Source organism: Nocardioides sp. GXQ0305, from assembly GCF_050880345.1.
Classification (GTDB): domain Bacteria; phylum Actinomycetota; class Actinomycetes; order Propionibacteriales; family Nocardioidaceae; genus Nocardioides.
Genome location: NZ_JBNYXG010000003.1, coordinates 483,381 through 503,495, shown reverse-complemented (window position 1 = coordinate 503,495; position 20,115 = coordinate 483,381). Strand labels below are relative to the sequence as shown.

Genomic DNA, 20,115 nt, shown 5'->3' with positions numbered 1-20,115 from the left:
GCGGCCGACCCGTTCGGCGACGTCAACCTCGCCCCGTGCGGCTTCGAGCTGCTGATCGACGCCACGTGGGTCTCTCGTCCCCCGGATAGGAGTCCCCGGGCGTCCTTTCCCGCCGGATGGTCGAACGTTGACGACCCCCGCGCGTTGACCGGGTGGAACGTGCAACACGAGACGACGGGGGTGCTGCTGCCTTCAGACGCGAGCATCCGCACTTCACCTTCCTGGCGCACCACGAGGAGGGGGCGATGACCGCGGGCGCCAACATCCACAACGGCACGTCGGCTGCCGGGCTCTCAAACAGCTGGGCCGCACCCGGCCACGACCTCAACTGGCTCGACGTCATCGCATGCGTCGGCGTTGAGCGACCAGGCCGCACCGTCATCGACTACGCCTGGGGTGACGAGCTCGCCAGGGTTCTCGCGGTGGGCTCCCGTCGCGTCGGCCGGCACCGAGTGTGGGTGCGATGAACACACTTGATTGGAGGTCGTGGCTACATACCGCGCGGATCGTGGGCACCCACGCCGCTCACTTCCACTCTTGGCGGGCGCTCAAGCCGCTGGGCGCGGAGGGCCTCCGCGCCGGTCACGACTTCAGCATCCACACGTCGGTGGTGTAGTCCTGACGTCCGTCGGCTGCAGTGAAGTCGGTTTGGACCCAGACTCGGAGGTAGGTCCGGCCGTAGTACTGATAGGGCCTGACCCACACGTGCTTGGTCGCCCAGCTCAGGCTGTAGGTCGCCTTCCGCCAGCCATCCTCTTTCACGTAGATGGTGCGACTCCCCCAGTCGCAGTCGGACGGATGGCAGCGACCGAAGACACGCACCCAGCCCGCGGGATAGGCGCAGCTCCCGTTTTCGTCGCACAGCGCTTGGTCGGCGCATCCCCAATTCAGCTCTACCCGGGTGGTCGACGTGGTGTTCGCGTCGATGTTGCGCCAGCTGCCGCTGAGCGGACTGGGGCCGGCACACAGTGCCTGCGCCGGGGCGGCACTGAGCGTGGCGGTGAACGTTGCAGCGAGCGCCGCGAGGAGCGCCACGATGAGTGACGTGGCGATCAGACGGACAGGCCGCCTGGTGGACCATGAGTCGAGCGATGTTTCGGCGATCGACATGGCGTTTCCTTTCGATGAGTGACCGGACGGTCACGGGATGACTAGAGATGGCGAGATGGCCGGTCGCCCGCTGGCCTTCGTCCAGCGCCGCATGAGGCGGTCGACCGAGTCTGGTTCAGGTCGGGCCTGGCGTTGCTTCGCTCGCGGGCGCGGCCGGTGGGGTGGCTCCGAGCAGCCTCTGGACCTTCTGCAGGGCTTGGTCGGTGCTAAGTCCGGCGAGGGCTCCGGCGGTTGCCAAGACGGTGACGCCCGCCGCGGACGTCGTGGCGTCACCGATGCTGACGAACCCGGCGTTCACCGCGATGACGCTGACGGCACCCAGCAGCATCGACCACACGGGCCGAAGCAGGTACCACCAGACGTAGCCACGCTCCAGGGACTCGTGACCGGCTCGCAAGGCGAAGACGATGCTCTGCTGGATGACGCTCCCCACCAGACCAGCAGCAGCTCCGAGCAGGAGGAGGCTCATGTTGAGGCTCATCTGGAGTTCCGGACCCCAGGGCAGCAGGGGACCCTTCGCGAGCGCGCCCGCCGGTGCGCCCTCCTGCGCGACGACCATCTGTTCGGCCAGTCCGTAGGCGGCGATCAGGACCACCAGTCCGATTCCCCCGGCCGCGATGTTACCGATCCCGACGAAGCGACGAGCCGTCGCTGACATGGGACGCTCCCCGCGGGCCACGTCCGAGCCGCCCTGCGGCTGGGTCGCGAGCTCGGCGGTGGCTGCTGCTGCACTTGTCATGGTGGGCTCCTCGTCTCGTGTCGTCACCGGCCTTCGACGGCGGCGGTGCCCGACCGGGCTTCGGTACGTCGATGCTGTGACCACACGGGCGTGGGCGATGTCCGCTCGCCGACCCACTGGGTGTCCGACTCCCGACACAAGCCCCAGCCGACCGGTGCTGCCCTTGACGCAAGGACGCGCGGTGGTTGACTTGTCGAGGTGGAGTGGCGGCTGTTCGAAGGGCTATCGGACGCGCAGCGACAGAGTCTCGCCGAGGCCACGCGCCGGCGGACGTTTGCGCGGGGCGAGGTGCTGTTCCACGAGGGGGATGCTGCCGACTCCATCCATCAAATTCGCAGCGGCGCGGTGGCGATCAGGGTGACGACCCAGAGCGGCGACCTGTGCATGCTCGACGTGCTCGGTCCCGGCGAGACCTTCGGGGAGCTCGGCTTGCTCGTCACGCACCGCACCCGCACGGCGACGGCCATGGCCGTCGAACCAACCGAGACGCGGGCCCTGGCGTACTCAAGCTTCGATGCGCTCCGTCGCGCGGACGCCTCGGTGGACCGGCTGATGGTCCGGATGCTGGCCGACCACGTCGACCGGCTCAGCCACCGGCTGCTCGAGGCGCTCTACGTGAGCGTCGAGCGCCGCGTGGCCAGACGCCTTCTCGACCTGGTCGAGGTCTACGGCGACGGGACCGGCGCCCCTGTGCGGATCCCGCTCGCGCAGCGAGAGATCGCCGAACTCGCCGGCGGATCCCGACCGACGGTCAACGAGATCCTTGGCCGACTCTCCCACCAGGGCGCAGTGTCACTCGGACGCGGACAGCTCGAGGTCTTGGATCGCGCGGTGCTGGAGCGCCGCGCCGGCCGCTGAGGCCGGTACCGACCGACCTGGTCCGGGATGTCGGCAGGCCGACGTTGGGGATGTCGGCATGCCGACAGAGGTCGGCGATCCCTCGTGGCAGCGTCGAGCCGTCCATCACAGGTGGCGTTGACCCCGCGGACCGACCGGCCTACCGTCGGAAGTCGGCGGTGTGACGCGCAATACGGGGAGAACGGGTCATGACACTCCGCACCAAGACCATCGCGACCGGAGCTGCGCTCGCTGCGCTCGCCGCCCTCCTGGCGGCCACTACAGCACCCGCACAAGCACGCTGGCGCTTCCACGACCCAAGCGTGGGCGAGGCGATGTTCGCGCCCCCCGGCGGCACGCGAGCGGACACCTGTGCGGATCGGGTGCGCGGGAGGACCGGGTACTCCGGGGTCTTCGAGAGCAGCCAGGAACCCCTTCCGCCCGAGGCAACGACGAGCGTGACGTACGAGGTCTGGAAAGCCCCTGAAGGTTTCCTCAACTTCCAACGCGCTGTCACCGAGGACTCCGGTCAGGTCGTCTTCCACGCCCTGGACGGCAGCATCCACCCTGCTACCCGCGTTGGAACGGCGACCACGGCATTGCGCAGTGACCTCGATCCCGCCGAGCCGTGGGGACTGGACCCGGGAGAGCTCGACCAGCTCTTCGTCATCGCCTCGGCACCGATCTCGATCCCGTTGACCGACGTCCAGGCCGGCGACCGGCTCGGACTCGCGCCCGAGCCCAACCTCAGGGCGCATTTCGTCAACCTCCGCGTGATCAACTGTGACCTGCCGGTCCTCGAACCTCGAGTCGACCTGTTGCCGGCCTCGCCGACAAATGTGGTCAGACCCCACAACACCACGGACCGAGTGTCGGTGCGGATCTTCGGAAGCCGGCGTCTCCTGGTCCGCCACATCAACGAGGTCCACCTCGGGGAGGCCGAGCCGGTGGAGGTGCGTGCACCACGCGACGTCGACGGTGACGGCCGCGCCGACCGGACCTACGTCTTCACACAGGGATCGACAGACATCCAGTGCTACGACAACGGCGTCAAGGTGACGGGCCGGACCACCGACCGGGTGCGTTTCCAGGTGCGTAGCCAGATCACGGTGGTGGGATGCGCGGGACTGACCTCCGCCGACCAGGGTCCACTCGTCGCCCAAGGATGAAGGAGGAGCCACGGAGGCAGCTGCTCTTGCGCCGAGGCGATGCTTCACCCACGACCTGTTCAGCAGTGATCGGGTGCTGGTGCAGGACGCCACGACAATGGCGGTCGACCTCGCCGGGTTCACCTCGCTGACCGACCGGCTCTCCCCCTGGGGGAGCCGTGGCACCGAGGGGTTGAGCCGGGTCCTCCGGAGATACTTCGCCGGGGTCACCGACGTCGTCGTCGCGGCGGGCGGCGACCCTGTGGCCTTCGGTGGTGACAGTCTCTCGATGGTCTTCGACGGACCACCCGGGCCGACAGTCGACGCCGCCCTCGTTGCGGCCGCGAGGGTCCAGGACCTGACCGCGGGCGTCGAGGGGATCGACACCCCCACCGGCCCGCTGGAGGTGCGGGTTCGGGTGGGGGTCGCGCGCGGAGCAGTCGCGACGGCCGTCGCCCGCGCCGGGGGCCGACTGCTCCCGGTGCAGGTGGGTCCGGGTCTGGACCTCGCCCACGCGGCACAGGAGGAGGCGGCGGTCGGGTCGGTCGCAGCGGATGCCTCCGCAACGTCGGTCCGGGACACGAAAGGACCGGTGGCCGTTCCGTCGGGACCCGTCGTACCGGCGCCGTCCGTGGACGTCGACCGGCTGCTCCCCGCTGCCCTCCTCGACCGACTGCGGCACGACCGGACGCTCGGGGAGAGCCACCGGACCGTCACGGTGGTGTTCGTGCGCTACCCCGCCGTGCGCCCGGATGCCGTGCTCCCCTTCCTGGGCCGGGTGGCCACGCTCATGGACCTGGTCCACGCGTCCGGGGGCGAGGTCGTCCAGGTCTCCGGCGGCGACAAGGGGATCCTGGCGATGGTGGTCCTCGGTGCGCCCGTCGCGCATCCGGACGACGCCGCCCGCGCCGTACACGCGATGGCGGACCTGCAGCGGCACGAGCTGCAGGCCGCCGTGGGCATCGCGACCGGGCCGGTCTTCGCCGCCGTCCTGGGCTCGCGCTCCCGCCTGTTCCCGACCCACACAGGCCTCGCGGTCAATGTCGCCGCCAGGCTCAGCCAGCGCGCAGCCGCGGGGAGCATGCTTGTCGACGACCGGACCTGGCAGCAGGCCTCACGCCACCTGCGACAGGCCGGCCCTCCGGCGCGACACTCCCTCAAGGGATGTGGTGCTCCCGTTGTCGTGCACCGGGTCGCGGGCTGGCGCCGGGCCCGGGCGCGACCCACGTCTGCCGCACTACCGCTGCTGGTGGGTCGCGACGCAGAGGTCGCGCGCATCGAGGGGCTGCTCGACGCCGTGGCAACCGGAAGAGGCGGGGCGCTTGCGATCCAGGGTCCCCCGGGCATCGGCAAGACCCGGATCGTCCAGGAGGTTGTGATCCGCGCGCGGACCCGCGGGTTCGTCCCCGTCTCCGTCGACGTCGCGGACCACCTGCGAGGGCAGGGACCGCAGGTCTGGCGAGACGTCGTCGGCGGCCTCATCGGGGTATCGGCACGCGCGTCACTCCGGGCCTGGCAGGATGCGCTCTCGGCTGCGTTGCCGGACGTCCCGGATCCCGGGCAGGTTCTCGGGCCGTTGCTCGGGCTCGGGGGCGAAGCGACCGGCCGGCCCCTCGACCCCGACACCGGGCGGCTGGCGCCGGAGCTCGCTCAGACGGCGCTCGGCCGGCTGCTCCGGAACGGGTCCCGCCACGCCCCGACCCTGCTGGTGATCGAGGGCACCGACCGCCTCGACGCGGCTTCCGCCGACCTGCTGCACGCGATGGCCACCGCCGCGGCCGGCTGCGCGGCGGGGGTCGTCGTGACGGCCGGCACCGAGGCCGCCGCGGCACCTTACGACGACACGATCGTCCTCGCGCCGTTGGACCACGACCGGACCGGGCTGCTGGCCGAGGAGGCCTGGCGCCAGGCGGGCGGCGGGACACCTCCGGCGTGGCTGGCCGGGACCGTCGGCTCTCGCGCCGGTGGCAACCCGCTCGCCGCGCGCCTGACGGCACAGGACCTGCTGACGCGCTGGCGCCCCGGCGACCCACCGCCGCCCGCCGCCGACGCCACGTTCGGTGCGGTCGCCGGTCTGCTGGCGTCCCAGATCGACCGGCTGCCGGCCGATGCCCGCGAGCTGCTCACCGTGCTGGCGGTGGCGCAGCGGCCGTGCGGTCCGCGGCTGCTCACCCACCTGCTGTCCGCCGGTGGGACCGTGTCGTCGGTCCGCCGTCGGGCTTCGCATCTGGTCGCCGAGCGCATCGTGACGCAGTCGGACGGCGATCCCGAGGAGACCTACGCAGTCAGCCACGACCTCCTTCGCCGAGCGGTCTACGAGTCGACCAGCCACGTACAGCGGGAGCGTCTGCACCGCGCCCTGGTGGAGCGGCTGGCGGTTCCCGGCGCGGACCCGGTCGAGATCGCCCTGCACGTCCACCCCTTGGGCGACCAGGGGCTCGCGCGGCGGTGGTTCCCCAGAGCGGCCCGGGCGGCCCGTCACAGCTGGGACCTGGCCGGCGCCCAGCAGTGGCTCGAGCGGCTGCTGCCCCTGGTGGAGGACGGTGATCGCGCGCTCGTGGAGATCGAACTGCTCGAGGTGCTGCTGGTCGCCGGGCGGGCCACCGACGTCGTCGAGCGCCTCGGAAGGGCGCCGTCAACGCCGGCGTTGGGCGATGGGCTCGCGAACGCCCGGCGCCTCCACGTGTTGGCGGAGGCGGAGTACGCCTGTGGCAAGTTCAGGCGAGCAGAGAAGACAGCCGCCCGCGTGATGCAGCTCGTGGACGGGGTCGACGAGCCCCGCTACCACCGGGCTGGTGAGCTGCTGGTGCTGTCGCGCTGTGAGCAGGGAGAGCTCGACGACGCCCTACTCGACGGTCGGGAGCTTGCCGAACGTGCCGCCGATGCACCGGATCCGACGACCCGGGCCACCGCGCAGTCGGCACTCGCAGTGGCATTGGTACTGGCGGGCAGCCCTGAGGCCGCCGCGGACCACTACCGGTCAGCCCTGGTCGCAGCGACGGAGGCACACGACGCGGTGCGGCAGGTCCACGTGATCAGCGACCTCGCCGGGTGCGCCTATCTCCTGGGGGACTTCAGGGAGAGTCTGCAGCGGCTGGCGCAGGCCCGACAGCTGGCGGACGCGATCGGCTATCTCCGGCACCTCGCGCTGAGCCTGGACAACGAGGCCCAGCTACGCGCCGCCCTCGGCGATCCGTACGCCACCCCGTGCGCGTCAGCTGCGGTCCGGCGCAGCCTCGAGCTGGGCGACCTGGCGACAGCGGCCGACGCCCTGCACTCGTGGGTGACCGCCAAGCCCGGCCTCGCCGTGGACCCGGGGGTCTGGCGACGCCTCGTGGCGATCGAACGACGGCTGGGACGCCTGGCCCAGGCGGCTGGAGCCTCGGCCGACCTCGCGGTGGCGCTGTCGCGAACCGGAGACGTGGCCCGGGCCCATGACGCCGCCGCGGAGGCCGAGGACCTGCTCGCCCGGCCAACCGCTCCGGTCGTGCGACGTGCCACCTTCGCCAAGTTGCTGGCCGACACGCGCGATCCGACGCGCCGCTCGAGGTCGGTTCGTGACCACGCACTGGCCGGTCTCGACCGCCTCGCCGAGGATCCGGACCTCGACGAGCGAGAGGCCGCCGAGATCGCCCTCGAACGCTGGCGCCTCTGCCGTGACCCTGGGGCAAGGGAGTGCGCCGAAAACCTGCTGGGCCTGGCCTTCGAGGCCGAGCCCTCCGCGGTCGTCCGCTCGTGGTTCCGGCTGATGGGCGAACCCGCGCCGGACCCGCCGGTCGCGCTCCCGCCTCCGGTCGGGATCGCACGCAGCCGCACCACCCGGCGGGACCTCGAGGCGGCGTTCGCCGACGTCGAGGCCGCCGTGGCGGCGGCCGCGGAGCCGGCGTCCGACCTGCGGTCGGAGTGAGGACGGTCGGTCAGGAGCGCATCGCCACGCCGCGCCGCCAGTAACCCATGAAGGCGACCTGTCCGCGGTCGATCCCGAGGTCGCGCACCAGGTGCCGGCGGAGGCCGGTCACGACGCCGGACTCCCCCGCGATCCACGCGTAGAGGTCGCCGTGGGGCGTGTCCGCGTCGTCGATCCCCTCGCCCGAGGAGGAGAACGTCGGGGTCTCCCAGACGTTCGGGTCGATCTCGTCGTCGGCCACCTCCGGCCGGTCGGGCGGGGCGCCGAGGTGGGCGACGACGGCAGCGTGCAGCTGCTCCCCGAGGGGCGCGCCGTCGCGTGGCAGCCACACCACCTCCATCCCGACGGGGGCGTCGAGGTCGAGCACGTCCTCGGTCACCGGGACCTCGAGGAACGCCGTCCCCCGCGCCCCGGCGGGCAGCTGCTCCAGGATCGCGGCGACCGCCGGCACCGCCGTCTCGTCGGCGACCAGCAGCAGCCGCTGGGCACCCCCGGGCACGAACTCGATGCCGCCGAAGAACTCGCCGCGGCGGGGCGCGACGACCACCAGCCGGTCGCCGGGACGCGCGGCCGCCGCCCAGCGCGAGCCGGGTCCGGTCGCGCCGTCGTCGAGGTGCAGGACCAGGTCGACGACCAGCCGGGTGTCGGTCCCCTCGCCGACGACGTCGCGCACGGTGTAGGTCCGCATGTGGCCCCGCTCCTCGGCCGGGATGTCGAGCCAGCTGGTGTACCACGACTCGTCGGCACCCTCGAACGACGGCACCCGTCCGGACTCCCCGGGGAAGACCAGCTTGATCCGCTGGTCGTAGAGGTGGCCGTCGACCCCGAAGTCGGCCAGGGCGGGGCTCCCGAGCTCGACCCGCACGAAGGTCGGGGAGAGCCGCTGGACGCGGACGACCTCGACCTCCGCGAGGATCATGGGCAACGAGTGGGTGGTCACGGTCATCGCGCTTCCTTCTGGTCCGAGCGCCCCAGCGGGACGACGAGTGGGGTTCCGGAGACGGGGTGCGGGATCACCTGGCACGGCAGGCCGAAGACCGCGCGCACCGTCTCCGCGGTGAGCACGGCGGTCGGGTCGCCCTCGGCGACGATGCGACCCTCGCGCATCGCCACGAGGTGGTCGGCGAACCCTCCGGCGAGGTTGAGCTCGTGCAGCACCATCACGATCGTGGTGCCCCGCGAGGCGTTGAGGTCACGGAGCAGCTCGAGCAGCTCGACCTGGTGGGCGACGTCCAGGAACGTCGTGGGCTCGTCGAGCAGCAGCAGGTCGGTCTCCTGGGCCAGCGCCATCGCGATCCAGACGCGCTGCCGCTGACCGCCGGACAGCTCGTCGACGAAGCGCTCGGCGAGGTCGGTGGTGTGGGTCGCCGCGAGCGCGTCGGCCACGGCGCGCTCGTCGTCGCTGCTCCAGAGCCGGAGCATGCCCTGGTGCGGGTGACGGCCGCGGCCGACCAGGTCGACGACGGTGACGCCCTCGGGGCTGATCGGGCTCTGCGGGAGCAGGCCGAGCACCTTGGCGACGTCCTTGCTGGAGCGGGTGTGGATCGCGGCGCCGTCGAGCAGCACCGAGCCCGACCGCGGCCGCAGCAGCCGCGCCATGCCGCGCAGCAGCGTGGACTTGCCGCACGCGTTGGGCCCGACGACCGCCGTGATCCGGCCGTCGGGGACGGCGAGGTCCAGCCCGTCGACCACGGTCCGGTCGGCGTACCCGAGGCTGACGCGCTCGGCCTGCAGGCGACTCATGTCCCACTCCTTCCGACAGCTCCCCGGGCGAGCAGCCAGAGGAGGAACGGCGCTCCCAGCGCGCCGGAGACGATGCCGACCGGCATGCTGACCGGCCCCAGCAGGTAGTTCCCGACGAAGTCGGCGCCGAGCATGATCACGGCGCCGGTGAGCGCGGCCCCGACCACGGTGGCGCGGCCGCCGTTCAGCCCGCGGGCGATCGGCCCGGCCATGAAGGCCACGAAGGCCACCGGGCCGGTCGCGGCGACGCCCACGGCGACCAGCAGGGTCGCGACCAGCAGCACCGCGACCCCCTGTCGTCGGGGGACGCCCAGCCCGGCCGCGGCGTCGTCGCCGAGCTCGGTGATCCGCAGGTCGCGCGCGAAGGCCCAGAGCAGCGGCAACGCCACCGCCATCACCACGGCAACCACCTGCACGGTCGGCCAGCGCGTGTTGTTGAGGCTCCCGGCGAGCCAGCGCAGGGCGAGCTGCACGTCCCAGATGTCGGCGCGGGTGAGCAGGTACTGGATGACCGCGAGGCTCCCGGCAGCGAGCCCGACACCGACCAGCACGAGCCGCAGACCACCCAGCCCGCCGGCGACCCAGCCCACCGCGACCGCTGCGGCGAGCCCGCCCACCACGGCGGCGACGGAGACCAGGCTGCCGCGCCAGCCGAGCTCGAGGATCACGAACAGGGCGGCGACGCTGGCCCCCTGGCTGATCCCGATGATGTCGGGGCTCGCGAGCGGGTTGCGGAGGACGACCTGGAAGCAGGCGCCGCCGGCACCGAGGGCGACGCCGACCAGGACGGCGAGCAGCGCCCGGGGCAGCTTGGACTCCATCAGGATGTAGGTCGCGACCGGCATCTGCTCGCCGAACAGGATCCGGAAGAAGTCGGGGATCGTGTAGGTGTAGTCGCCGAGCAGCACCTCGACCGCGAACGCCGCCACCACGAGGAGGGCGAGCCCGGCGAGGACCAGCCACAGCCGCCGACGCGGGCCGCGCCGTGCCCTGCGGACGAGGTCGACCCCGTCGGCGTCCGACCGGTGGTCGTGGTCGGCACTCGGGCGGCGGGTGTCCATGGCCGTCACAACGCCGCCGTCCGGCCGCGTCGGATCATGGTCACGAACACCGGCACCCCGATGACGGCGGTCATCACGCCGACCTGGACCTCCTGCGGGGGCAGCACCACGCGGCCGACGGTGTCGGCCACGACGAGCAGCGCGGCGGCGTACCCGGCGCTGAGCGGCAGCAGCCGGACGTAGTCCGAGCCCACCATGGACCGCACCATGTGGGGAACGACGAGACCGACGAACGCGATCGGCCCGGCCACCGCCGTACCGGTGCCGGCGAGCAGCACCACCGCCGTGCCGACGACGACCCGGTCGAGCGTCGTACGGCGCCCCAGGCCGCGGGCGAGGTCGTCGCCCAGGGCCAGCGCGTCGAGCACCCGCCCGGACGAGAGCGCGATCACCACGCCCACCACCAGGAACGGGAGCGCGGGAAGCAGCACGTCGAGCTCGCGGCCCGCGACCGACCCGATCTGCCAGCCGCGGATCTGCTCGACGGTCTGGCGCTGCACCAGCAGCACGCCCGTCGTCCACGACGTCAGGCCGGCCGTCACCGCCGCGCCCGCCATCGCGAGCTTGGCCGGGGTGGCGCCCTCGCGGCCGAAACCGGCGAGCACGTGCACGAGCAGCGTGGCGACCGCCGCCCCGGCGAAGCCGAACCACACGTACTCCGAGAGCCCGGAGGCGCCCAGGAACCCGATGCCGAGCACCATCGCGAAGGCGGCGCCGGCGTTCACGCCGAGCAGGCCCGGGTCCGCCAGGGGGTTGCGGGTCATGCCCTGCATGAGGGTGCCGGCCAGGCCGAAGGCCACCCCCATGGTCAGGCCGATGACGGTGCGGTCCAGCCGGGCCCGCACGATCGCGTGGTCGGCGTGCGAGGGGTCGAGCAGCGCGAACGGCGACACCAGGACGGCGCCGATCGACAGGGAGGCCACGACCGCGACGACCAGGACGGCCGCGAGCAGCACCGTGCTGCGGGCAGCACCGAACCGCCGGCCGCGACCCCTCGACGGGGGCGCGGCCGGCGTGAGGTCCGGCGCGGTGCTGCTCGCGGTCACGTGAGCCCGATCGGGTCCGCTACCCGTCGATCGTCTCGGCCAGCTGCGGCAGGTACCGGTCGAGGACGAACGGGATCGCGATCGGGGACGGGGCCGACAGCCCGGCGGTGTCGGCCGGGTCGACCGACGCCAGGAAGTTGCCGTCCTGGACGGCGGGGATGTCGGAGACCAGTGGCGCCTGCTCGAGCTTCTTGGCCTCCTTCTCGCTGGTCGCGTACGTCAGCACCACGTCGGCCTCGAGCGTCTTGGCCTTCTCCAGCGAGACGTTGAAGTAGAAGGTGTCGTCGGGCCCGTCCTCGACCACCGGCGGATTCACCATGCCGAGCTCGCTGAGGATCCGGGGCCGGTTGTCGATCTCGGTGTAGATGCCGATCTGCGACAGGTCGGTGGCGTCGAACCAGGAGAACAGGAAGCTGGTGCCCTCCAGCTCGGGGTACTCCTCCCGCGCGTCGGCGAACACCTGCTGGGTGTCGGCCTCGACCTCGTCGGCCAGCTCGTTGCGGCCGAGCGCCTGCCCGACCATGTCGAGCGACTCCTGCCAGGTCGTGCCCCACTGGAGGCCGGGGTAGCCGACGACCGGGACGCCGGCCTTCTCCAGCGACCGGACGTCGTCCTTGGTCAGGCCGGAGTTGGTGCCGAGCACCACGTCGGGCTCGAGGGCGACGATCTCGTCCACCGGGATGCCGTCGGCGGTGTCGAGCAGCTGCGGCTCCTCGGCGCCCTCGACGTCGGCGAGCGCCTGGTCCCACCACTCGGTGGTGCCGTTCTCGCCGCCGGCCCAGTCGTTGCGCTCGATGGCGATCGGCACCACGCCCAGCGACAGGGCGACGTCGGCGTCGGAGGTGAGGGCGACGACGCGCTCCGGCTCCTCCTCGATCGTGGTCTCGCCGAACGACGTCTCGATGGTGACGGGGAAGGCGTCGGCGTCGACCTCCGACTCCGACTTCGGCGCGGGGGCGTCCTCGGCGGTGGTCGACCCGGTGCTGCACGCAGCGAGGACCGAGACGGCGAGGACGGGCACCAGCGTCAACGCCGTACGGCGGGCGCGCTGCGACATGCGATGCTCCTAGGATCAGGCGGGCTTTGTTCGGTAAGGCTAGCCTTACTCGAGTCCCACGACGACCCCGGGTCCCCGATCCGGACGCCCGCTCAGATCGGCGTGCGGTGGAACTTCTGGAACGACCGCGACGGCGTCGGGCCACGCTGGCCCTGGTAGCGGCTGCCGTACTTCTCCGAGCCGTAGGGGTGCTCGGACGCCGACGAGAGCCGGAAGAAGCAGAACTGCCCGATCTTCATCCCGGGGTAGAGCTTGATCGGCAGCGTCGCCACGTTGGCCAGCTCGAGGGTGACGTGGCCGGTGAAGCCGGGGTCGACGAACCCGGCGGTGGCGTGGGTGAGCAGGCCCAGCCGGCCGAGGGACGACTTGCCCTCGACGCGGGCGGCGATGTCGTCGGGCAGGCCGACGCCCTCGTACGTCGAGCCCAGCACGAACTCGCCGGGGTGCAGGATGAACGGCTCGTCGCCGTCGGGCTCGATCATCCGGGTCAGGTCGGACTGGTCGGCCGCCGGGTCGATGTGGGGGTACTTGTGGTTCTCGAAGACCCGGAAGAAGCGGTCGAGCCGCACGTCGATCGACGACGGCTGCATCATGCCCGGATCCCAGGGGTCGAGGGTGATCCTCCCGCCGTCGATCTCGGCCAGGATGTCGCGGTCGCTCAGCAGCACGGGCGACAACCTACCCGCCCCGAACCTACCCGCCCCGCCGACGACGATCCCCGCGCCGACGTCGGGTAGCATCTGCGCGCACCCTGCGGATGTAGCTCAGTTGGTAGAGCGCGACCTTCCCAAGGTCGATGTCGCGAGTTCGAGTCTCGTCATCCGCTCCCCGCCGACAGCGCTCGAGCGCGACACTCTGCCCACCGTCGATGTCGCGAGTTCGAGTCTCGTCATCCGCTCGAGCGGGCAGGGACCCCGCGAGGAACGAGCGGGGTCCCGTGGCCCGCGAAGGTAGAGCAAGCGCAGCGTCCGAGCTCGCGAGGGCGCGAAGCGCGTCGAAACCCGGTGAGACGGGAGTCGACATCCTCACCACCGGCCCTGCCCACGTCACGGGGTTTCGAGGCTCAGGCCTTGACGGCCTTCGCACCTCAACCTCCGATCGTCTGCGACGGCCCTTCGACATCCACCCGCCCGCAGACCGAGTGTGAAACTTGACGTCTCGTGTGACTCATGGGGACAGTGGGGTGGTCATTCTTCCCCGACCGAGGGTCTTCCCCATGACTCGGAACCCTGCCCCGCTCTCCGCCCGCCTCACGCCGGCCCGGCTCGTCGTCGCGGCCTCGGCCGCCCTGGTCCTGGTGGTCGGGCTGTCCGTGCTGCTGCCCGACCGCGAGGCCGGCGACCAGCGCGACGGGACGATCACGACCGTCACCGAGCAGTACGCCGCGACCACCGGCGTCCCGGGCAAGGGGACGATCACGCCCGCCGCACGCGCCGAGATCCAACGGGTGCTGGACGACGCCCCCGGCCACACCCTGGCGCGCGCCACGGCCGCCGGCCGGGCGACGCAGCTGGTGCGGTGCGCCGAGTTCGAGGAGCAGCAGTACTGCCTCGGTCGCGGCTGGACCGACGCCCCCGAGGGTGACCTGACGACCGAGGCCGCCTCCGCCGCCCGGTCCCGCGCCCTGCCGGCCGAGACCACCGGCGACCTCACCGACGCCGACCTGCTCGCGCAGCGCGCCGCCCTCTCGCCCGCCGAGCTCGAGGCCACCGAGCGCCAGGAGCTGGAGGAGGCGGCACGTTCGGTGGCCAAGGTGGTGCTGCTGCGCCACCAGATCCTCGGCGAGCCGCTCCCGGACGGCTTCCTCGAGCGGCACCCCGAGGCCCGGGCCGGCGCCAGCGAGCTGACAGCCGCCCGCATGTCGTCGTCCCGGACCAAGGGAATGGACGACTACCCGAAGCGCGCGACCGTCCTCCGGCGCGGCCGGACGTCGCAGCAGGTGCGTACCTACTGGTGCGGGCCGGCCACCATGCAGATGATCGCGTGGGGCTGGAGCGGCAACCGGCGCAGCCAGCGACACTGGGCCCGCCGCCTCGGCACCACCACCAGCGGCAGCTCGATCAGCGAGATCGTGCGCGTGGTCAACAAGAGCACCGGCTACGACCGGGAGGCGCGCGCTGGCAAGTACATCGTCCTCGACATCTCCGACTGGAGGTACCGGCAGTGGATGCTGCTCCAGATGCGCCACGTCAAGGACTACCGCGCACCGCTGGTGCTGCACCCGATCCTGCTGAAGCGCTTCTTCCCGTACCTCGACGACGACGCCTCCGGCCACTTCCAGGTCGGCCGCGGCTACGACAAGAACGGCGACCGACCCGGTGAGATCAGCTACTTCGAGCCGTGGAACCAGCAGCGGTTCGACCCCTCCGAGCCCTACATCAAGCGGGTCCAGTGGCGGCGGGCCTACAACAGCTACCGCGCCAACCGGGCCCACCCGCACCAGAACATGGGGGTCTGAGGTGCGCGTCCTCGCCGTCACCGTCGCCCTGACGGTCGCGCTGCTCGCCGGGTGCTCCGAGGACCCCCAGTCCGCACCGGATCCCAGCGAGCCCTCCGAGTCCGCCTCGGAGTCGGCGTCGCCCAGCGAGAGCCCGAGCGCCTCGCCGACCAGGAAGCCCCGACCGTCGAAGCCGCCGGAGGACGAGCTCGAGGCGGACCTCCTCGACTGGCGGCCGGTCCCGGGATCGGTCGACGACGAGGTCACGGTGAGCGGGAAGTGGCGGCTCACCCGGGCCGCCGACGGCTCGCGTGCCCAGCTGAGCGGCCCGGCGGGTGCGACGTACCGGCCGCCCGCCGGCTTCACCTACAGCGACGTGCTGATGGACGGCCAGTTCGCGGTCGTGGTCGCCCAGCACGAGCAGGAGACGAAGCCGAACGTCGCCGAGGTGGTCGACCTGTCCAACGGTGCGGTCACCCGCATCGACGGGCGCAGCGATCCCGCGACGACGACCGGCGGGTCGTGGGCGCTCGGGTCCGGCTTCCTCGTCCACGCCACCCGCGACGGCGGCGACTACTGCCTGGCCACCGTGGACCTGCTGGCGGGCCGCGGCCGGCTGGGACCCTGCGTCCCGCCGCGCAACGGCATCAGCAACGCCCTCGTCACCCCCGCCGGCACCTCGGCGATGACCTTCGACGACGGCCGGCCCTCGTGCCGCACGCTCAACCGGGTCGAGGGGACGAAGTTCCGCCCGGTGGCCGGCGTCACCGAGTGCAAGGGCTGGGACGTCGCCACGACCGAGACCGCCGCAGTCTGGTCGGAGATCCCGGACGAGAAGCGGATCGAGGCCGCGGAGTTCTTCGCCGACACCGGGTCGGGTCCGGTCGAGCTCGGACCCGGGACGTCCGGGACGCTGACCTGGTGCGGCGACGCGGCGTACTTCGTCCGCGACCCGCAGCGCGACGACGAGCCGGCGCGCCTGGTCCGGGTGCGCGACGGCGAGGCAACGGTCGTCTACGAGTCGCCGGGTGGGGGCAAGGCGTTCCTGGGTGCCCCGCGCTGCGGCGGCACCGACCTCACGGTCACCGCGTTCAGCGCCGCCGGCGACGAGCAGGTCACGACCCGGCTCCGCTGACGCCGTCGTAGGGTCGGTGGGATGGAGCAGTTCACCGGCTTCCCCGTGGCCGCGCTCGACTTCTACGACGACCTCGAGGTCGACAACACCAAGTCGTTCTGGGCGGCCCACAAGGCGACGTACGCCGAGTCGGTCCGGGCGCCGATGACCGCACTGGTCGCCGCCCTGGAGCCGGAGTTCGGCGAACCGAAGGTGTTCCGGCCCCACCGCGACGTGCGCTTCGCCAAGGACAAGACGCCGTACAAGACCCACCAGGGCGCGTTCGTCGCGACCGGTCCGAGCACCGGCTGGTACGTCGACATCTCCGCGCGCGGCACCCGGTGCGGGGCGGGGTTCTACGAGGCGTCCGGGCCGCGGCTCGCGGTGATCCGCGAGGCGATGGCCGACGACCTGCACGGGTCGGAGCTGGAGCAGATCCTCGCCACCCTCGTCGACGGCGGTTTCGAGATCGGCGGCGAGCAGCTCAAGACCAGCCCCCGTGGGTACGCCGCCGACCATCCGCGGATCGGGCTGCTGCGTCACAAGTCACTGCTCGCCGGGAAGCGCTACGGCTTCGACGACGACGACATCGGCCCCGCCCTGCTCGACCGGGTCCGCGAGGACTGGCGGGCGTTGCGCCCCCTCGTCGAGTGGGTCGGCCACCACGGCGACCGAGCCCAGTAGACCCCGCACCGGTGCGAGGGTTTCGAGGCTCAGGCCTGGCGGCCTTCGCACCTCAACCTCCGGCGACCCGACGTCGGAGGTCGAGGTGCGAGGCGCCCCGGCGCCGAGCCTCGAGACCCCCGGAGTGGTGGGCAGGCCCTCAGTGGGGCTGCCAGGCGTCCTCGTCGACGGTGCGCGAGGTGACGGCGTCGGGCAGGTCGCCGGCCGCGAGGTCGGCGATGGTGACGTGCTCGAAGACGTCGCGCAGCGACCGCCGCGCAGCGATCCACACGTGCTGCAGCACGTCGGCGTGCTCGTTGTAGGTGACCGCCTCGGGCCGCAGCCCGTAGACCGAGACCAGCGGCCCGTCGACCGCCCGGATCACGTCGGCGACGGGAACCGCGTCCGCCGGGGTCGCGAGCCGCCAGCCCCCGGACTGACCGCGCTGGGAGAGCACGATCCCGGCGCGCCGTAGGTCGGCGAGGATCGCCTGGAGGAACCCGTGGGGGATCTCCTGGCGCCGTCCGAGCTCCTCGGCGCTCACGGCTCCGCCGTCGGACTGGCGGGCGATCTCGATCAGCGCCCTCAGGGCGTAGTCGGACTTGGCGGAGACGCGCATGGGCGCATTTTGTCAGACCGCCCCGTGCGATCGGCGCACGTGCCGTGCGTCACATCCGCGCCGGAGGCGCGCGGCACTCCTTGCACGCCGTCGCGCCGCGGGAGATACTGATGTTACCGACGGGTAGCGACGCACCCGTCCCATCCCGAGAACGAACAGGTGGAAGCTGTGAGCCACTACCGGAGCAACCTGCGCGACATCGAGTTCAACCTCTTCGAGGTGCTCGGTCGCGACGAGGTCCTCGGCCAGGGCCCGTTCGGCGACGTCGACGGCGAGACCGCCCGCGCGATCCTCTCCGAGGTCGACCGGCTCGCACGCGAGGACCTCGCGGCGTCGTACGAGGACAGTGACCGCAACCCGCCCGTGTTCGACCCGAAGACCAACACCGCACCCGTGCCGGAGTCGTTCCGGAAGAGCTACCAGGCCTGGATGGACGCGGAGTACTGGCGGCTGTCGCTCCCCGAGGCGCTCGGCGGCACCCCCGCCCCGTCGACCCTCAACTGGGCCATCGGCGAGCTGGTGCTCGGCGCCAACGCCCCGGTGTGGATGTACGCCTGCGGCCCCAGCTTCGCCTCGATCGTCCACCGCAACGGCAACGAGCGCGACCACCGGATCGCCGAGATCATGGTCGAGCGCGGCTGGGGCGCGACGATGGTGCTCACCGAGCCGGACGCCGGCTCCGACGTCGGCGCCGGCCGGGCGAAGGCCACCCCCAACGACGACGGCTCGTGGAACCTCGAGGGCGTCAAGCGCTTCATCACCTCGGCCGAGCACGACATGAGCGAGAACATCGTCCACCTGGTGCTCGCGCGGCCGGTGGGCGTCGACGGCGTCGGCGGCCCCGGCACGAAGGGACTCTCGCTGTTCGTCGTCCCCAAGCACCACTTCGACCACGAGACCGGCGAGCTGACCGGCGAGCGCAACGGCGTCTACGTCACCAACGTCGAGCACAAGATGGGCATCAAGGTGTCCAACACCTGCGAGCTGACCTTCGGCGACCCGTCCGTCGGCGGCGGCGAGCCCGCCCGCGGCTGGCTCCTCGGCGAGGTCCACCACGGGATCGCCCAGATGTTCCAGGTGATCGAGAACGCCCGGATGATGGTCGGCACCAAGGCCATCGCCACGCTCTCCACCGGCTACCTCACCGCGCTCGACTACGCCCGGGAGCGGGTGCAGGGCGCCGACCTGACCCAGGCGGCCGACAAGACCGCGCCGCGGGTCACGATCACCCACCACCCCGACGTACGGCGCTCGCTGATGACGCAGAAGTCCTTCGCCGAGGCGATGCGGGCGCTGGTCCTCTACACCGCGTCCTGGCAGGACCGGGTGATGCTCGCCGAGCATGCGGGTGAGCAGGACGACGTCGCCGCCGCCGTCAACGACCTGCTGCTGCCGATCGTGAAGGGCTACGGCTCGGAGCGCTCCTGGGTGCTGCTCGGCACCGAGTCGCTGCAGACCCTCGGCGGGTCGGGCTTCCTCACCGAGTACCCCCTCGAGCAGTACGTCCGCGACGCCAAGATCGACACCCTCTACGAGGGCACCACCGCCATCCAGGGCCAGGACTTCTTCTTCCGCAAGATCGTCAAGGACCAGGGCCGTGCGCTGGGGCACCTGGCCCAGCAGATCGAGGCCTTTGTCAGCGCCGAGGCCGACTCCGCCGAGTCGGGGGGCCGGCTGAAGAACGAGCGAGCCCTGCTCGCGGGCGCGCTGGAAGACGCCAACGCGCTCGTCGGGCACATGATCAACGACCTGATGTCGGCCGACGCCTCGGCCGACGGCGGCGACCTCCGCAACATCTACAAGGTGGGGCTCAACACCACCCGCCTGCTGATGGTGCTCGGCGACGTCGTCTGCGGGTGGCTGCTGCTGCGCCAGGCGGAGGTCGCGCTGGAGAAGCTCGCCGGCGAGGTCTCCGAGAAGGACCAGGCCTTCTACGAGGGCAAGGTCGCGGCCGCCCAGTTCTTCGCCCAGACCAACCTGCCGCGGGTCCGGGCCGAGCGGAAGATCGCCGAGGGCGTCGACCTCTCGCTGATGGACCTCGACGAGGCGGCGTTCTGACGCGCCCGTCAGCACCAGTCACCCGGCGCCCCGCCAGCACCGTCAGCAGCAGGTCCTCCGCGTCGTCGATGTCGCCGGTGGGCGCGTACGCCGCCTGGCGCGGCTGCCGCCACGTCGAGCGCACGAAGGCGTCGGGCTCGCGGTCGGCCACGCTGTCCTCCGTCTCCTCCAGGTCCGGAGCGCCGGATGGCCCTCCACCCGCTCTCCACGCAGAGTGGCCGTGGAGGTCGTGTGCGCGTTCCCGTCCCGCGGGGGGCACACTTCGGGGCGGGGGCGCGTATGTTCGTCCACGACCACGTCCACTCAGCGAGGAGTATCCATGGGAATCGGCGTTGGGATCCTGCTGCTGGTCATCGGGCTGATCCTCGTGACCGGCGCGATCGACCTGCCCGAGACCGTCACCGACGTGATGGACGCCGAGCTGGTCGGCTGGATCTGCCTGGTCGTCGGGGTGCTGTCGATCGTGCTCGTGCTGGTGATGAACCGGCAGCGCACGCGCACCACCCACACCGAGCGTCGGGACCGCTGAGCCGGCGCGGGTCGCCCCTCCACGCCTCCGACTTCGACGAAACACCC

At 71.9% G+C, this 20,115-nt stretch carries 18 protein-coding genes and 1 tRNA gene; 10 read left to right on the top strand and 9 right to left on the bottom strand.

Going from position 1 to position 20,115, the window contains the following annotated elements:
• The first annotated feature begins 245 nt into the window (after window positions 1-245).
• A complete protein-coding gene (locus ACQ1X7_RS10995) occupies window positions 246-467 on the top strand; it encodes a hypothetical protein (protein ID WP_432478229.1) in 222 nt (73 codons plus the stop codon).
• Between the two features lie 115 nt (window positions 468-582).
• Here the strand turns inward: ACQ1X7_RS10995 and ACQ1X7_RS10990 are convergent, their stop codons facing one another.
• Together ACQ1X7_RS10990 and ACQ1X7_RS10985 are read right to left on the bottom strand one after the other, a co-directional pair.
• Complete coding sequence (locus ACQ1X7_RS10990) at window positions 583-1,110, bottom strand: hypothetical protein (RefSeq protein ID WP_432478228.1); 528 nt, start codon at window positions 1,108-1,110, stop codon at window positions 583-585.
• 115 nt (window positions 1,111-1,225) lie between these two features.
• Window positions 1,226-1,768, bottom strand: a complete 543-nt coding sequence (locus ACQ1X7_RS10985; RefSeq protein ID WP_432478227.1) for a hypothetical protein — start codon at window positions 1,766-1,768, stop codon at window positions 1,226-1,228.
• Window positions 1,769-2,047: 279 nt separating this feature from the next.
• On the opposite strand from ACQ1X7_RS10985, the gene ACQ1X7_RS10980 reads away from it, so the two are divergent.
• From ACQ1X7_RS10980 to ACQ1X7_RS10970, 3 genes are all read left to right on the top strand, one after another.
• Entirely contained in the window at window positions 2,048-2,707 is a 660-nt protein-coding gene (locus ACQ1X7_RS10980) for a Crp/Fnr family transcriptional regulator (RefSeq protein ID WP_432478226.1), read from the top strand.
• A 188-nt stretch (window positions 2,708-2,895) separates the two neighbouring features.
• The gene (locus ACQ1X7_RS10975) at window positions 2,896-3,855 is read left to right on the top strand and encodes a hypothetical protein (RefSeq protein WP_432478225.1); all 960 of its coding nucleotides are present in this window, start codon (window positions 2,896-2,898) and stop codon (window positions 3,853-3,855) included.
• A 73-nt stretch (window positions 3,856-3,928) separates the two neighbouring features.
• The gene (locus ACQ1X7_RS10970; protein ID WP_432478224.1) at window positions 3,929-7,741 is read left to right on the top strand and encodes a BREX system ATP-binding domain-containing protein; all 3,813 of its coding nucleotides are present in this window, start codon (window positions 3,929-3,931) and stop codon (window positions 7,739-7,741) included.
• Between the two features lie 10 nt (window positions 7,742-7,751).
• Here the strand turns inward: ACQ1X7_RS10970 and ACQ1X7_RS10965 are convergent, their stop codons facing one another.
• The 6 genes from ACQ1X7_RS10965 to dcd form a co-directional block, all read right to left on the bottom strand.
• Window positions 7,752-8,687 (bottom strand): siderophore-interacting protein, encoded by a 936-nt coding sequence (locus ACQ1X7_RS10965; protein ID WP_432478223.1) that lies wholly within the window; start codon window positions 8,685-8,687, stop codon window positions 7,752-7,754.
• The gene (locus ACQ1X7_RS10960; RefSeq protein WP_432478222.1) at window positions 8,684-9,484 is read right to left on the bottom strand and encodes an ABC transporter ATP-binding protein; all 801 of its coding nucleotides are present in this window, start codon (window positions 9,482-9,484) and stop codon (window positions 8,684-8,686) included. The genes ACQ1X7_RS10965 and ACQ1X7_RS10960 overlap by 4 nt, the downstream gene beginning before the upstream one ends.
• The gene (locus tag ACQ1X7_RS10955) at window positions 9,481-10,545 is read right to left on the bottom strand and encodes a FecCD family ABC transporter permease (protein ID WP_432478221.1); all 1,065 of its coding nucleotides are present in this window, start codon (window positions 10,543-10,545) and stop codon (window positions 9,481-9,483) included. Before ACQ1X7_RS10955 ends, ACQ1X7_RS10960 begins: the two co-directional genes overlap by 4 nt.
• A 5-nt stretch (window positions 10,546-10,550) precedes the next feature.
• The gene (locus ACQ1X7_RS10950) at window positions 10,551-11,591 is read right to left on the bottom strand and encodes a FecCD family ABC transporter permease (protein WP_432478220.1); all 1,041 of its coding nucleotides are present in this window, start codon (window positions 11,589-11,591) and stop codon (window positions 10,551-10,553) included.
• 19 nt (window positions 11,592-11,610) lie between these two features.
• Window positions 11,611-12,648, bottom strand: coding sequence for an ABC transporter substrate-binding protein (locus ACQ1X7_RS10945; RefSeq protein WP_432478219.1), 1,038 nt, complete (start codon window positions 12,646-12,648; stop codon window positions 11,611-11,613).
• Window positions 12,649-12,740: 92 nt separating this feature from the next.
• Window positions 12,741-13,316, bottom strand: a complete 576-nt coding sequence (gene dcd / locus ACQ1X7_RS10940; protein WP_432478218.1) for a dCTP deaminase — start codon at window positions 13,314-13,316, stop codon at window positions 12,741-12,743.
• Between the two features lie 85 nt (window positions 13,317-13,401).
• On the opposite strand from dcd, the gene ACQ1X7_RS10935 reads away from it, so the two are divergent.
• The 4 genes from ACQ1X7_RS10935 to ACQ1X7_RS10920 all read left to right on the top strand — a co-directional run bounded on the left by ACQ1X7_RS10935 (window position 13,402) and on the right by ACQ1X7_RS10920 (window position 16,883).
• Window positions 13,402-13,474, top strand: a tRNA-Gly gene (locus tag ACQ1X7_RS10935).
• 390 nt (window positions 13,475-13,864) lie between these two features.
• Window positions 13,865-15,106, top strand: coding sequence for a C39 family peptidase (locus tag ACQ1X7_RS10930; protein WP_432478217.1), 1,242 nt, complete (start codon window positions 13,865-13,867; stop codon window positions 15,104-15,106).
• A gap of 1 nt (window position 15,107) precedes the next feature.
• On the top strand, window positions 15,108-16,220 hold the full coding sequence (locus ACQ1X7_RS10925; RefSeq protein ID WP_432478216.1) for a hypothetical protein: 1,113 nt from the start codon (window positions 15,108-15,110) through the stop codon (window positions 16,218-16,220).
• Between the two features lie 21 nt (window positions 16,221-16,241).
• Window positions 16,242-16,883, top strand: coding sequence for a DUF2461 domain-containing protein (locus ACQ1X7_RS10920; protein WP_432478215.1), 642 nt, complete (start codon window positions 16,242-16,244; stop codon window positions 16,881-16,883).
• A gap of 139 nt (window positions 16,884-17,022) precedes the next feature.
• Here ACQ1X7_RS10920 and ACQ1X7_RS10915 read toward each other — a convergent pair whose 3' ends face one another.
• Window positions 17,023-17,481, bottom strand: coding sequence for an RrF2 family transcriptional regulator (locus ACQ1X7_RS10915; protein ID WP_432478214.1), 459 nt, complete (start codon window positions 17,479-17,481; stop codon window positions 17,023-17,025).
• Between the two features lie 168 nt (window positions 17,482-17,649).
• Here ACQ1X7_RS10915 and ACQ1X7_RS10910 point away from each other — a divergent pair, with 168 nt between their 5' ends.
• On the top strand, window positions 17,650-19,539 hold the full coding sequence (locus ACQ1X7_RS10910; protein ID WP_432478213.1) for an acyl-CoA dehydrogenase: 1,890 nt from the start codon (window positions 17,650-17,652) through the stop codon (window positions 19,537-19,539).
• A 319-nt stretch (window positions 19,540-19,858) separates the two neighbouring features.
• On the top strand, window positions 19,859-20,068 hold the full coding sequence (locus tag ACQ1X7_RS10905) for a DUF6458 family protein (protein ID WP_432478212.1): 210 nt from the start codon (window positions 19,859-19,861) through the stop codon (window positions 20,066-20,068).
• Window positions 20,069-20,115 lie beyond the last annotated feature (47 nt).